The 14,270-nt window shown below is 33.7% G+C and carries 12 protein-coding genes and 1 pseudogene; 5 read left to right on the forward strand and 8 right to left on the reverse strand.

Annotated features, from left to right (window positions below):
• Positions 1 to 313: 313 nt before the first annotated feature.
• Positions 314 to 1,309, forward strand: coding sequence for a hypothetical protein (locus ACIQYG_RS23805; RefSeq protein ID WP_402843204.1), 996 nt, complete (start codon positions 314 to 316; stop codon positions 1,307 to 1,309).
• 153 nt (positions 1,310 to 1,462) lie between these two features.
• Here the strand turns inward: ACIQYG_RS23805 and ACIQYG_RS23810 are convergent.
• Positions 1,463 to 1,926, reverse strand: a pseudogene (locus ACIQYG_RS23810) (recombinase family protein); the annotation flags it as partial.
• 378 nt (positions 1,927 to 2,304) lie between these two features.
• Here ACIQYG_RS23810 and ACIQYG_RS23815 point away from each other — a divergent pair.
• The 3 genes from ACIQYG_RS23815 to ACIQYG_RS23825 are packed head-to-tail and all read left to right on the forward strand — an operon-like array spanning position 2,305 to position 6,054.
• Positions 2,305 to 3,846, forward strand: a complete 1,542-nt coding sequence (locus tag ACIQYG_RS23815; protein ID WP_402843207.1) for a spore germination protein — start codon at positions 2,305 to 2,307, stop codon at positions 3,844 to 3,846.
• A complete protein-coding gene (locus ACIQYG_RS23820; protein WP_402843210.1) occupies positions 3,827 to 4,930 on the forward strand; it encodes a GerAB/ArcD/ProY family transporter in 1,104 nt (367 codons plus the stop codon). The genes ACIQYG_RS23815 and ACIQYG_RS23820 overlap by 20 nt, the downstream gene beginning before the upstream one ends.
• The gene (locus ACIQYG_RS23825; RefSeq protein WP_402843213.1) at positions 4,927 to 6,054 is read left to right on the forward strand and encodes a Ger(x)C family spore germination protein; all 1,128 of its coding nucleotides are present in this window, start codon (positions 4,927 to 4,929) and stop codon (positions 6,052 to 6,054) included. Before ACIQYG_RS23820 ends, ACIQYG_RS23825 begins: the two co-directional genes overlap by 4 nt.
• Before the next feature lie 812 nt (positions 6,055 to 6,866).
• On the opposite strand, the gene ACIQYG_RS23830 is transcribed toward ACIQYG_RS23825, so the two are convergent.
• The 6 genes from ACIQYG_RS23830 to ACIQYG_RS23855 form a co-directional block, all read right to left on the reverse strand.
• Positions 6,867 to 7,721 (reverse strand): alpha/beta hydrolase, encoded by an 855-nt coding sequence (locus ACIQYG_RS23830; protein ID WP_402843215.1) that lies wholly within the window; start codon positions 7,719 to 7,721, stop codon positions 6,867 to 6,869.
• Between the two features lie 305 nt (positions 7,722 to 8,026).
• The gene (locus tag ACIQYG_RS23835; RefSeq protein WP_402843218.1) at positions 8,027 to 8,254 is read right to left on the reverse strand and encodes a hypothetical protein; all 228 of its coding nucleotides are present in this window, start codon (positions 8,252 to 8,254) and stop codon (positions 8,027 to 8,029) included.
• 241 nt (positions 8,255 to 8,495) lie between these two features.
• Positions 8,496 to 9,440: a sporulation protein gene (locus ACIQYG_RS23840; protein WP_402843221.1), complete on the reverse strand. Its 945-nt coding sequence runs from the start codon at positions 9,438 to 9,440 to the stop codon at positions 8,496 to 8,498.
• Positions 9,441 to 9,946: 506 nt separating this feature from the next.
• On the reverse strand, positions 9,947 to 10,375 hold the full coding sequence (locus ACIQYG_RS23845; protein ID WP_402843224.1) for a MarR family winged helix-turn-helix transcriptional regulator: 429 nt from the start codon (positions 10,373 to 10,375) through the stop codon (positions 9,947 to 9,949).
• A 267-nt stretch (positions 10,376 to 10,642) separates the two neighbouring features.
• Entirely contained in the window at positions 10,643 to 11,272 is a 630-nt protein-coding gene (locus ACIQYG_RS23850) for a fumarylacetoacetate hydrolase family protein (protein WP_402843316.1), read from the reverse strand.
• 448 nt (positions 11,273 to 11,720) lie between these two features.
• Positions 11,721 to 12,131 (reverse strand): Lrp/AsnC family transcriptional regulator, encoded by a 411-nt coding sequence (locus ACIQYG_RS23855; protein WP_402843227.1) that lies wholly within the window; start codon positions 12,129 to 12,131, stop codon positions 11,721 to 11,723.
• 117 nt (positions 12,132 to 12,248) lie between these two features.
• On the opposite strand from ACIQYG_RS23855, the gene ACIQYG_RS23860 reads away from it, so the two are divergent.
• Positions 12,249 to 13,016, forward strand: a complete 768-nt coding sequence (locus ACIQYG_RS23860) for an MBL fold metallo-hydrolase (protein WP_402843230.1) — start codon at positions 12,249 to 12,251, stop codon at positions 13,014 to 13,016.
• A gap of 366 nt (positions 13,017 to 13,382) precedes the next feature.
• Here the strand turns inward: ACIQYG_RS23860 and ACIQYG_RS23865 are convergent, their stop codons facing one another.
• On the reverse strand, positions 13,383 to 14,018 hold the full coding sequence (locus ACIQYG_RS23865; RefSeq protein WP_402843233.1) for an FMN-dependent NADH-azoreductase: 636 nt from the start codon (positions 14,016 to 14,018) through the stop codon (positions 13,383 to 13,385).
• Positions 14,019 to 14,270 lie beyond the last annotated feature (252 nt).

Genomic DNA, 14,270 nt, shown 5'->3' on the forward strand with positions numbered 1-14,270 from the left:
TTTAGCTGGCCAGCTCAGGACACATTCATCTTATCAAGAGGTCTTTTTTCGTTCAAACCTCATTTTCAGTTATTACAGGAATGCTGCCCCGTTAGTGCCATTAGAACCAAACCGCTGATACAATACCCATGGGTTTGGTTTTTTTAGCTACTTCCTGAAATTGTTAACTAGTTTTGTATGGAGTATAAAATAAAATATTGATAGTTAAGAATTCATTTATGGATTTATGTGGTAAAATACAACAAATAAAGAAAGGGTATTGTGCATTTTCATTTGTTGAAATTGGACATCCCTTATAAAAAGGAGAAATTAGATGTCTAAAAAAATATTAATTACTTTTTTATTAATGTTATTGATACTATCAGCTTGTGGCTCCAAAACACAAAATTCTACTACTGAGAGTGTTAATTCACAAGCTGAAACAGTTAAGAACGACGATAAAATATTTTTGAGTAAACATATTGATGATACAGGTGTTAAGGCGGCAATTAAACTAGGACATGGCCAAGTTCTTGATCAAACATTTTATGATAAAAAACATGACATAACAGTGCATTTTAACAGGGTGTTGACGGATGAAAAGGAAACAAAACTGTTACTGACCTATCAAAGTGAAAAAACAAATTTAAAAAAACATTATATCGACCTTTTTGAGGGTGTAAGTTCAATCTACTTGATTGTTGGAGATGAACGAAAGAAGTTAGACAATGTGGGATGGGGAAGTAATTATTACGATAGTAATGAAAACAAGATGGCTGAAGCCTTATCCTTTGAATCAATCAAAAAATATGAAGGCCAAGACATTCGTTTAGAAATCGAAAATTTGACAATTTGGAATGACAGTGGGAGGGACAGTGTACAAACGACATGGCCACTCGATTTTAAACTCGATCAATCTGCCGTCTCAAAAAGAGAAACTGTAGAAATAAATAGAGAATTCACGTTTGAAAACGAAACATACAAGATTAAGCAGATAGAGTTTTCAGCATTTGAAACAAGAGTAGTTGTTACTGGATCTGACACAAAACTCCTAAAAGATGAAAGTGGAATGCAATACAGAGTAATGAGCAAATTAGAAGATAAATTTCTTAATGCAAGGAAAGTTGATAAAGAATACGGTTATATCGTTGATGATAAAAAATCTGGTGTATTCTTGAAATCTGCTGGTGAAAAAGTTGATCCAGTTTTTAGTAAGGGTGAAGTAGAAGGCGCAAAGGACGAATATATTATGATTTTTGCTCCGGTTAAGGATCGCCAAGATAGTATTCTTGAAGTTGGTGATGATATTAAAATACCATTAACTAAATAGACACTAAGAAAGGGTCTTCGATTTGAAGATCCTTTTTTCAATGCTTATGTTAACTATTCTCTTACATGTAAGTTTACTGTACACCAATTAGTACAGTTAGTAGACGCTTAAAATCACCCTTTAAATAATTTTAAAGTTAAAAAACACGATTAGCTATTTGCTAGTCATCTCTTTCACTTTAGCGTAAATAGTGGAACGTGGAACGCCAGTCATTTTAGCTATATCACTAACGCTTAAACCGTTAGATTCTCTTTTATCATACAGATTTAACGCCTTCTTAACGTCCTTCTCGTCCTTCCCTTTACGTCCCATATGATTACCCTGTGCCTTAGCCCTTTTACCTCCCTCAATGGTTCCATCTTTAATTAGATCACGTTCAAACTCAGCAATAGCCCCAGCATAGTAAACATTAGCTTTCCTGATGGTGCACTAAAATCAATCTGTTCTTTGATGAATACTAAAGCTATTCCACGTTCTTCTAAATCCAAAGCAATCTTTTGTAAATCAAATGTACTCCTAGCTAGTCTGTCTATTTTGTAAACAACCAGCTTGTCACCTTCCCTTAAATAGTCCAACGCCTTAATCAGTTCCTCACGATCACTTTTAGCAGTTTTAAAGGATAGAAAAAAGCTAAGTGTTAACTTTCGTTTAGGTTGATACTTAGCTTATAACACATGCTATCAAATTGAATTCTTTTATTTGAGTATTTCTGTGACCCTTCTTCAATTAAAGCGCTTTTACTTACTCCTATATATTTTAATTTCATTCTGAGTTTTTAAGAATTATTTTACGCAAACCCAGCAACTATAATTATTCGTTGCTAGGCTAGAGTTTATTTAATTCAATAACAAGACTGTCTCGTGCTGCTTAATTAAACAATGAAGACTTTGACAAGGAATCATATCAAAATCCATCCATTCATTATTATTATTTGGTACATACATTGATAATTATTGGAGAAAATACCTATAAATAAATATAGGAGCTTAAATTTAATGAAGTTCATTAAACATTTATTAAAATATAACAAGGTAAATAATGACTATCTTCCTTCAAAGCAAATACCTCAACCCTCTAAAGAAGTTTTCTCTAAAGTTAATGAAAATATCTCCACAATAAAACAAATCTTTTCTAACACAGAAGATTTAGTTGTAAAGGAATTAAAAACGGAAACAGTACGAGGTGTACTTATTTATCTCGAAACTATGGTAGATAAGGAAAAAATACAAAGAGACGCTTTGAAACCTTGTTTAGAATCGAATTCAGAAACAATTCAAAAGGTGCTTAGTACTAATTTTCAGGCTACAACAGTTTTCAATCAGGTCGAGGATGCACTTTTAAAAGGCTCTTGTGTTTTGAGTTTAGATGGTTATGAAAAGCTTTATCTGGTTGATGTCTCTATGTCTAAGGACCGTTCTGTTACAGAACCAGAAAACGAAAAGATTGTTCAGGGTGCTCATGATGGATTTATTGAAAACCTTTTAACGAACCTTCATTTACTTAGAAAAACAATGAAAAGTCCTAATCTACGCATGAAATATTTCCCAGTTGGAATACAAGTTAAATCAAAAATAGCACTTGTGTATTTAAATAATCTTGCAAATGAAGAAGTAATCTTTGAATTTGAACGCAGATTAAATTCCATTTCGATGGATAACGTTTTAAATATTGGATTCTTGGAGGAATTAATAGAAGATTCTACAATATCACCTTTTCCTCAATTATTAAATACAGAAAGAGTAGATCGTGTAATTGGACATTTAAATGAAGGCAGAGTTGCTGTCTTCATGGATGGAAACCCAACTGCTTTACTTTTGCCGGTTACATTTTTTGCTTTTTATCAATCACCTGACGATTATAATTCTCGATGGATGATTGGTACGTTTATCCGTTCAATTCGACATGCAAGTTTTTTGATCTCGATTCTATTGCCAGCTTTTTATATTGCTGTTATTGCATTTCACTTTGAAGTGCTGCCTGACGAACTTGTAAACCCTGTCGGAAGTTCAATTAATAAAATTCCTTTTCCCCCATTAATCGAAGCATTACTTATGGAATTAACCATTGAGTTGATTCGCGAAGCTGGAATACGTCTTCCCTCAAGAATTGGCCAAACAATTGGGATAGTTGGAGGCCTTGTTATTGGGGACGCCATCGTTCAAGCAGGGCTTATCTCGACTACAATGATTGTCGTTGTTGCCTTAACTGCTATTTCTTCTTTTTGTGTTCCATCACATGGAATGAGCGACGCAGTTCGATTGTTACGTTATCCGTTCATGTTTCTGGCTGCCTCATTTGGATTCGTTGGAATAGTCTTTGGTTTTATTGTGCTTTTAGCTCATTTATGCAAGTTAGAGTCATTTGGTACACCCTACTTTGCTCCACTTGCTCCACTTAGAATAAAAGACATCAAGGATACTTTTTTGCGTTTGCCAATTTGGAAATTGAATACAAGACCTTTAGATTCACATCCTAAACATATTAAACAACAAAATTTTTCAAGGGGATGGAAATCCAATGATAACAAAAGAAAGTAGTATTTCAAAAACACAGCTTTTTTTTATGATCATTCAATCTCAAATCGGAGTTGGAATTTTATCATTACCTCATGATGTCTCGTTAATTTCTAAGAATGATGGGTGGATATCTATTTTAATTGCAGGACTAATCATACAAGTCATTATTTTGGTATTATGGGGGCTTTGCAGAAGATTTCCATCTTTAACAATTTATGAAATCATTCCTCATATACTAGGGAAAAGGCTAGGAAAGGCCGTCATTTTATGTTACATCCTGTACTTTGTTTTTACAGGCAGTTTAGTTTTATCCCGTTTTAGTCAAATCATCGATATATGGATCTTACAAAGGACGCCAAACTGGATATTAATTTTATTAATGTTAGGAGTTTGCGTATATCTTGTTAAAGATAATTTACGAAGCATGGCTCGTTTTTATGTACTCGTTACTCCAATGTTAATTATTCTATTTGGTCTAATTACATATTCGCTAAAAGATGCTAATTTTTTATATCTATTGCCAATTGGTCAATCCGGCATATCAAATATGATAAAGGGTTCTAAAGAAGCAACATTTTCGATGTTAGGGTTTGAGTTTATGCTTTTTCTCTACCCTTATGTAAAAGCATCTGAAACCCGTAAACTAATTGCGATTTCATCTGCCCATCTTTTCGTAACTCTATTTTATACATATCTGGTGTTTGCTAGTCTGGTCTTTTTCGAAACTAGGCAAGATCTATATCTTACTCCACAGCCTTTATTGTATATGATCAAAGCCTATTCCTTTCAAATCATCGAACGAATCGATTTATTTTTCTTATCTATCTGGATCATATCTGTTGCTACATCTATTGCAACCTGGCTTTTTCTTTCTTCACATGGCCTTAAATACCTTTTTGAACGTGCCAATCATGCTGCATTTCTTCCATACACTGCCGGGATTATTTTTATTATTGCTCTTCTTCCCGACAATGAAACTGACCTTGAAAAATTTAATAAGCTTATGGAACCTGCACATTTTAGCTTTATTGTGGTCATACCATTATGTTTATTTTTGCTTTCATTTTTCCTTCCTAATAAAAGACATGGAGATTATAATGTATGAAAATCAAAAGGTTATTTATGATTAGTATATGTTTATTGTTAACAACAGGATGCTGGGATCAAAATTTAATGAAAGATGCTACTTTAATACAAACTATAACTTTTGATCAGACTGATGAAGGGGAATTTTTATTAGGATTTGCAATACCAAATATATATAGAAACTCAGTGGATTCAGGACAAGAAACTAAAGCTATTAATAGTGAAAATTTATCTACAGTGGCAAATACTCCAAGAGAAGGACGCATGAAATTAAATACAGAGATACCCGGTAATTTAGATTCTTCGAAAAATAAACTTGTATTATTCGGTGAACAATTTGCAAAAGGTGACATTTATCCTTCTTTAGATGTAATTTGGCGCGATCCCCGAAGTTCCTTAAGTGCTAAATTAGCAGTTGTAAAAGCAAAAGCATTTGATACACTCAGTATTCAACCTAGAGTAGAATCAAACATTAGTCAAAACATCTTATATCTAATCCGAAGTACTGAAACAAATACAATCATTCCTGAAGAAAGCATCCAGACTCTGGCTTCAGGGTTACTTGATCCAGGTGAAGATATTGTTCTTCCCTTATTAGAGATAGGTCGTAATGGTACTACTATAGATGTGGCAGGTGTAGCATTATTTGATGAAAGGAAATTATCAGGAACTCTATCCCAAGTAGAATCCACTCTTTTTCTTTTACTAAATAATAAGCAAGGGAAATATGCGCGTTTTACACAAAATGTAAACGGAAATGAAGAATTAAAAATGAAGAATTTTATTTCTCTGAATGTCGATCATATTAAACAGAAGTTAAATGTTTCTGTGAATGACAGAGGAGAAGTTTTTGTAAATTTAAACTTACATTTAAAAGTAATAGTAGAAGAATATCCTATAGGGAATGTACCTAAGAAAGTTGATCAACTAAACAAAAAATTATCAAATATCTTTACTAATAATGCTGAAGGAGTGATTAAAAAACTACAAGAAGCCAACTGTGATGCGTTTGGTATTGGAAGAAGACTGATCGCTTTTCACCATGATACCTGGAAAGAAAAAGATAAGACAAACTATTTTAAAGATGTTAAATTCAAATCAAAGGTAGATGTGGAGATTATCCAACATGGTATTGTCAAATAAATAATAATATAGAAAGAATAATTAACTGCATCATAACAAATTAAGTCGTGATATAGGTTAAATTTTGGAGTCAAGAAGTAAAAGGAACTTTTTTATGTAGGATTTTATACATCGCTGATAAATCAACGTTTTGGCTACTTTAGAACACTGTTAGCTACATAAAAAATTGAAGTAATATCCAACCTCTTACCCCATTAAATGGCCCAATTCTGGAATAACATGTGAACATTTTAAAAAAGTTTTATTTTGTTTTAAAAAACTTTATTATCTGTTCTGATTCCAAAATTAAAGTTGACTACTTTTATTGAACTTTAAAAGGAGGTACCACAATTTAAGCAGTGCCTTCTTTACATTTTAATAGTAAATCTCAATGACTTTATTGTTTGTTTTCACAACGTACATTTTTTAGGTTGTACATCTGCTATCTATGTTCTAAAAAAACTCGTCCTTTTCTGAACACATGTCTCGGCGCTTTGAAATAAGTTTTTTTGTTATCATTCACGTCATAAAACCCTGTTCATTATTCTTCCTAATATAATCTATCTTATTGTAGATTTGAAACAAAGTTTGATCAAATTAATCCAAGAAACCTTGATAAATGAATAAATAGAAAAGGCATGTTTTGAAAAAATATTAATCAAAACATGCCTTATAATATTTAATTGAATTAATCTTTCACAAAAATTGATAATTTGTGTTCCTAATGAACGAACGCACCCGTTAATTCATTAAGAAAAGCGAAACTTATTCCAGAATCACGCCCTATTCTGGAATACTTAGATCGTGGAAACGGGTTCAAAAGTTCAAATAGATTAATTATTGTTAAGTCCTAATTGCTTGATAATCCATTTTGTACGCTCTTGATAGGCAGAATCGCAACTCGTAAACAGATGATCAGATTTATACCAAGAAATTTCCTTTGGTGAACTTGCAACAGAATAGAATGCATCTGCTTGATGTTTTGGTACAAATTCGTCATCATGAACAAATTGAAATAACAGTGATGCAGGAGTAGCTTTATTTATATAATGAATTGCATCTAATGGTTCCAATTCTGAAATGAATTTATTAAACTGCTCTCTTGAAAGCTTGGCACGAATTAATGTCGCTAATGGATGGTCACTCGTTTTATGCCACTCAGACACACTAGATAATCCAGCCATTAAAACATATGATTTAATACGTTCTTCGATGCCAGCGAGAACTCCACCCCAAGTAGCCCCCAAACTATGTCCAATATAGGCAAGACGATTTATATCAATATTTTCTAAACTACAAAGAAGGTCAACTCCCCTTTGAATGTCAATAACTGTCTGAGTATATTGTCCAATATTAGTTATTGTCTCTACCGTGAGATTTAACATCTGTTCCTCAGATAAATCTTTTGGATAATCGTTTCGCATGGCAGGTGCAGCGATTAAAAGAGAAACTATGCCTTTTAAAGCTAAAGCTTTAGCTTCTGACAAAAATGTCGTTCGGTTGCCTTGACCTGGATGCATAAAAACAACTGATGGGAAAGGTCCGTCTGTTTTTGGAACGACAAGATATGCGGGTACTTTACCACCATACGGACTTAAATAAGACACATCTCTAACCGTATAACCATCCTTTTCAATATACGAAGATTCCTCGAAATCTAACGACAAAGAACGCTCATAATCAAGCAACTAATAACACTCTCCTTGGACTTCTAAGTATTTTTTTATCAATATTACCACAATTCACCTTTTTGTTTTGTGAAATATTTAATAATACTTTTTTAAACTTTCTACCCGTTCAATAAGCCTTATTCCATTAAATGGCCCAATTGTTGAATGAAGATCTAATAGGACTCTTCACCTACCCTGCCCCGTTAGTGCCATAAGAAGAAGGCTGCCTCAGCAACCTGCCTTATTGAAGTAAAGCACTTATAAACAAGGCTAAATTTTACTTCGATTAAGAAAATGACAAAAAAAAGATCTAGTGCAAATGACTAGATTCTCTTTTTAATATCTTCCCTTATTGATTCAATGATAGTACCTGATAAATTTGCTGGAAGAGATGAACCATCCTCAAAAACCCATGCATTTACCATTTCAAGATCTTCTTTTTTTAAAGTAATGCTATAATCTTTATCATTGTGAGTAAAGTCAGCTGTAACCGATTCTTCACCATTAAACTCGTCATCAATAATCATATTTTTTATTTCATATGGTTTCACGATGTAATCTCCTTTTTAACATTCTTTTTTATAGAATTGGCCTTATATGATTGTTTATTCATTTTTTTCAAGCCAAATCAAAAAACGAAGGGCTATTTTCAGAAGAGAAAGCATGTCGATTCGCCAAGTGCACTGTTAAATGTCCTCTTCCTGGCTTCTTATAAACCAAACAACAATAAAACAAGTGTTACTCACTGATCAAAGTATGCAACACTTGTCATAAAAAACAACCTAATTATTTTTAGGATTCCTCATCCCCATTATCAAAAAATGAATCAAATCCACCGTCAAAATCCTCAGTTGCTTCTTCAAACATTTCCTCAATATCAAAACCTTCCATCATCTCAGTAAATAACATAGTCCCTAAAACACCCACTGCTAACCCACCAACCATTCCAGGGATAGCGTTTCCCATTTGGGAGGAGCGACCATGAGGGTGGTTTGTGGAATAAGAGAACGGCTGTGTAAAAGCGTAAGGCTGATCAATAGCTTCCGATATATATTTTCCAAAAAGTTTATGAAGATCGGCTTCTTGCTCAAGAACTTTTTGATTTAAATGAAACTCACGTTTTGCTTCAATTTCCTTGTAGCCGCTTTTACAGTCAACTTCCATCCAGACGCGGATACCTGATTCTTCATTGGCAAACCGCAATTCAACTTCATTTACTTGTCCCATGAATTGTTCAGTGGGGAAAAAAGCAAATTCCTGTCCATATTGATCGAGTTTACCTGAGTCCGCTGTCTCGCGAAAACCTAATTGAGCCATTGCATTAAAAATGGATGTGATAGATTCCTGGGATTGGATGACTAACCGGTCTACATCTTTGCGGTCGACACCGCCCTCAATATCAAGATGTGTATCCAGATAGTATGAGACATATCCCCTTGAAATAGGTATATTCGTAGGTATGAGGTAATGAAAAGGAATGACCTTACGTTCTTTGGGGTGAATACAATCTCGATTAACTAATGGTATATGTGCAACTTCCTTAGTAACGCTTCCTTGTTTTAATACCACATTCATCATCAACCGGACAGTCAATTGATTGATTTTCTGTTCAACCTCACCACCCTGGATTACTACCTGCCCTTGAATGCTTTCTCCAGCTTGGTAATTACCCTTGTCACATTGTAAATCTACAGTTGCAGCTCCTTTTCCTAAACTAGCTAAGATTTTTTTAAACATACGTCCTCTTCCCTTCGTGAAACCTCTATTAGAATTTATATGTAAAATGGGGCCTAATAAGAAAGAACAAGAAATCCATTTGTATTCCATGACATTTCTAAATTATCCCTGATAGTATTACGTCAAAAAATGAAAATAGTTTCAAATAAATTACCGCAGTAAGTGATCTTCATTTGAAAATGGAGTTCTTCATCTGTTGATGGATTATAGGCCTTCATTATTCTTGAAATAGGGGAAAAACCAATGGATGTCACACCGACCGAATACAACAAGTTAGGTTCCCCCATTGAAAGAAGTTTATATAATGCATTGTGATGAATGGTTATTATTTAATTGAATGCGCTTACATTCAAACGACAAAAAATGCATGCGCCTGCATTTATATGAGCATAAACAGCTTCCCAACAGATCCGATCTTAATTACCTTACTGGGCGAAAGGTATATTCCTATCTAAAAAATATAGAAATAACCGACTTCCTTATTATATAAGAGATACAAAACCCATTTACAATTTCTGGATCAAGGATTGTAATTCCTCTTGAAGGTTTCCTTTTGAAAGAGCAGATTGCAGAATTTCATGAACAGTATTTAAGGAAATTTGTAGTTTTTCTTCACCTAATGTAGTTAAACGTGTGTAAATACCTCGTCGATCATCTTCACATATTTGCCTTTGTAATACGCCGCAGCTTTTTGCTTCTAGCCTGACTACCAGCCTAGATATAGCACTTTGACTTAATCCTACCATATCTTGTAATTGTTGCAGCCTCAATTGTTTATCGCTTGTTTTGGATAAAAAGTAAAGAACGTAAAATTCTTTTAACGAAAGGTTATGATTTTTTTGCAAAGCACTTTCCAGCTCATTCGTGATGCCCATTTGAATATTTGTAATAGAGAGCCAATTATCTAAATACTTCTTTTCTTGGTTGTTTTTCATGCTCATTCCACCCTGTTCTACCCTATATAATTAAAATATGGCACTTTAATTGATTATCATCATGCATTTTAAAGGTTCTAAAATACTCCATAAAAAATAATTTTACCAAAGCCAAACTTTAATGGCCAAACCTTTTTTGAAAAAGCACGTGACAAATTAGCCGTTTCCATGTATGTTATATTGTTCTTTTCATTTTAGACGAGTTTCTTCTTTTTGTCTAAAATTGAGTTATTCCATAAAAAAAACAGTCAAAATGACTGTCTTTTTTCATGAATGGAGTGTGACTGAACAGGATCCTATTTCATTTCCGCCCCAGTTTAGTGAAAGCTTGTCTTGATCTGAAAGAGGACCGACACCACTTGGAGTACCGGTAAAAATTATATCTCCCTTTCCGAGCCCAAAATGCTCTGCTGTAAATTTTATAATGGTTTGCAAATCAAAAAGTAAATCTTTAATATTTCCGACTTGTACACGCTCTCCATTTTTTAAAAGGGAAAAATCCAATTGTTCACATGCTTCGACACCTGGAAACGGAATAAAATCACTAACAACTGCCGAATTTTTGAATCCTTTAGCCAAAAGCCAAGGATGCTGTTTTTGTTTTAACTGTGATTGAACATCTCTAAGTGTTAAATCTAACCCAATGGCCATGGAATCTACTATTTCATCTACTTTCATTCCTGATTCGAATTGTTTTGCGATATGTATGACAAGTTCAGTTTCAAAGTGAACGGAACCCTGATTACCCGGCAACGTAATTGACTGACCATTTGCTTCCACGAGCGAATGAGTCGGTTTTGAAAATAAAAAAGGGGAAGTTGGAATTTCATTATTCAGCTCTTTTGCATGCAAGGCATAGTTTCGGCCTACACAATAGATATTTTTAATGTCTTTCATCATAAAACCCACTCTTTTCTTTTAAGGAATAAATATTTAATTGATAGTGAAGTAGGTGGAAATTCCCTACTCAAGACAAACTGTTAATAGAAAAAAAACACCCGATTTAAGTATATTTTATATTTTTCTGACTTTTTATACAATGATTAATATATTTCCCTGTTCGATCGATGTAAGGTCAGTCTGGATTTTAACAGAATGAATGGTTACAGTTATCTTTTTCCTTTACTTATGGTCAAATAATTATAACGGATTAGAAGAATGGCAAAAAAAGAAAATTTTTCTCGTCCTTAGTGGAAAACGAACCGGATGTGGTGCCTTCTCTTCTTTTTCTTTTTCTTTTAAAAAGTATCTTAACATCAATAAGACTAGTTGTTATAAAAACACACAAAACACCCCCTATTAATCGGATGGTGTTCAATATCGTTGTTTAAGTTTAGTTGATGCCCTATTTTTTGATAACAATGGATAATTTATAGTTCGCATGGTTGTTTAAGTCTCCCAAAAATTCATCTAATGCTTCATTAGATGGAAATTTACATTCGAGAAGATAACAACCATCTCCACTGATTTTATAGTTATTTATGATATATTGATTCTGTGTTTTTATGAACGTCAAATAAGGTTGATGATGAGTGCTTTGTATAATGATTGTAATAAAAGCATGTATGAAACACCCTAATTTCACTTGATTTACTTGAATGGTATACCCCTCAATCACTCCATTATCCTCTAATTTGGCAACTCTAGCTGCAGCTGCTTGACCAGTCAAATGGACCTTCTCCCCCAATTCTTTCATCGTGATTCGACTGTTTTTGGAAAGTTCATGCAAGATACCTTCATCTGTATTATCTAACATTTATTCAAATCCTTTCAATTATCAAGCCAAATGGCCAAAAGACTTGATTTTATATATGTATTTGGTAATTGGCCATAGTATAAACTATATGCAGATCAAAGAAAAGGAGAGATAAAGATGAATATAAAACAAATTAGAAATGCCACGCTCGTTGTCGAATATGCAGGTAAAAATTTTTTAATAGATCCGATGTTAGCTGAGAAAGGTACGTACCCACCTTTCCCAAATTCATTAAGACAAGATCAATTTAATCCTTTAGTTAGTTTACCAACATCCATTGAAAATATCATTCATGATATAGATGCCGTCATTGTCACTCACCTTCATCTGGATCACTTTGATGATGTGGCCAAAGAAGTATTGCCGAAAGATATCAAAATGTTTGTTCAAAATGAAGAAGATGCTACAGAAGTTGAAAAAGCTGGTTTCAAAAATGTAGAAGTATTACAAGGAGATACAGTATACGAGGGTATCCAATTAATCAAAACAAAAGGAGAGCACGGAAGAGGGGAAATATTAAAACTTGCTGGTGTAGTATGTGGGGTGGTCTTCAAACACTCAAATGAAAAAACGTTATATATAGCAGGAGATACGGTATGGTATGACGCAGTTCAAGAAGTTATCGCTACAAATAAACCAGAAATCATTGTTGTAAATGGTGGAGATAATCAATTCATTGAAGGCGGTTCTCTCGTCATGGGGAAAGAGGATATCTATGAAGTGAACAAGGCTGCCCCGAACGCCCAAATTATTGTGAGCCACATGGAAGCTGTCAATCACTGGACATTATCAAAAAAAGAATTAAAAAGCTTTATTGATGAAAAGGGAATTTCCTCTAATGTATTAGTACCAGAAGATGGCGAATCCTACACATTTTTATTGTAAAACTGACAAACATGGTGGTTTTCATTAAAAGAGGGTAGCGATTATCAACTCATTTGAAACAAAAAGGAATTAGTGACTCGTCTAATCTAGTCCATTTAGCTAATCAAGGACCCTAAGTTGGTCTTTTTTAGCTTCTTCATATATCTAAAAATATCATTCTATCCTCTACCTTTGCTATCATAGAAGGGTTTGATAACCTCACTACAAGCTATTCCATCAAAAGGGAATTCCAAAGGGAACCATTAGCAGTAAAAAATCATACTCCTTAATTAGAGGAATTTACCTGATTGGTGAAGTAAGAATTATTTAGATATTACAATTTCATCATGACAAAAAAAAGAGCCAACAAGCTGTTGACTCTTTTTTTTAAAAAGTAGAAGCTAAATCTTTTGATCGTGCTATAGCCTTTTCTTTAATCTCTTGTGCTTTATCAGGCATGGCTGCATGTCCTTCAACGAATACACCTTCAAAGGAAGGCACTCCGAAGAATTGCATTATGATACTTAGATATCGGTGACCCATTTCCATTTCAGCTGCCGGTCCTTCTGAATAAATACCGCCACGAGCTTGAATATGCAAGGCTTTCTTATCAGTTAAAAGACCAACTGGGCCTTGTTCGGTGTATTTAAAGGATTTACCTGCAACAGCTACGGAATCAATATATGCTTTCAAAACTGGCGGGAATGAAAAATTCCATAAAGGCGTTACAAATATATATTTATCGGCAGCTATAAATTGCTCACATAACTCTGAGAGTCGACTGACTTTTGCTTTCTCTTCCGACGAGAGTTCTTCAAAACCCTTTCCAGCTTGAAGTTTCCCCCAACCACTGAAAACATCTACATCAATTTCAGGAATGTTTTCTTTATAAAGGTCAATATTCACAATTTCATGGCTTGGATTTACTTCTTTATAAGTGTCAATAAATGCTTTTCCAACGGCCATACTGTAAGATTGTTTGTCATCATGAGGATGAGCCGTGATGTACAATACCTTTGTCATTCAGTATCTTCCCTTTCTTTTTACATATTTGAACATTTTAGTTTGTCTAGGAAATTCAACATTTATACATTTACTCGAACTAAGATATCTGGTAATTGATATGTATAAAATTGAAATGAATTAAATTAAATCCGTAAAATAGAAATTTGTTTTCGAAGGGTATTTAAGGAGTATAAATCTTCTTTCATTTGTGAGAAAGAGTATGAATTTTGGATATGATAAAAATAAGACAAACCGGTTCACTATAGGAGG

It is taken from the genome of Peribacillus sp. NPDC096622 (assembly GCF_044762665.1).
GTDB lineage: Bacteria > Bacillota > Bacilli > Bacillales > DSM-1321 > Peribacillus > Peribacillus frigoritolerans_B.

Coding starts and splice junctions, on each gene's coding strand:
- ACIQYG_RS23805 (WP_402843204.1), top strand. CDS start 314: ATGTCTAAAAAAATATTAATTACTTTTTTATTAATGTTATTGATACTA.
- ACIQYG_RS23815 (WP_402843207.1), top strand. CDS start 2,305: ATGAAGTTCATTAAACATTTATTAAAATATAACAAGGTAAATAATGAC.
- ACIQYG_RS23820 (WP_402843210.1), top strand. CDS start 3,827: ATGATAACAAAAGAAAGTAGTATTTCAAAAACACAGCTTTTTTTTATG.
- ACIQYG_RS23825 (WP_402843213.1), top strand. CDS start 4,927: ATGAAAATCAAAAGGTTATTTATGATTAGTATATGTTTATTGTTAACA.
- ACIQYG_RS23840 (WP_402843221.1), bottom strand. CDS start 9,440: ATGTTTAAAAAAATCTTAGCTAGTTTAGGAAAAGGAGCTGCAACTGTA.
- ACIQYG_RS23845 (WP_402843224.1), bottom strand. CDS start 10,375: ATGAAAAACAACCAAGAAAAGAAGTATTTAGATAATTGGCTCTCTATT.
- ACIQYG_RS23850 (WP_402843316.1), bottom strand. CDS start 11,272: ATGAAAGACATTAAAAATATCTATTGTGTAGGCCGAAACTATGCCTTG.
- ACIQYG_RS23855 (WP_402843227.1), bottom strand. CDS start 12,131: ATGTTAGATAATACAGATGAAGGTATCTTGCATGAACTTTCCAAAAAC.
- ACIQYG_RS23860 (WP_402843230.1), top strand. CDS start 12,249: ATGAATATAAAACAAATTAGAAATGCCACGCTCGTTGTCGAATATGCA.
- ACIQYG_RS23865 (WP_402843233.1), bottom strand. CDS start 14,018: ATGACAAAGGTATTGTACATCACGGCTCATCCTCATGATGACAAACAA.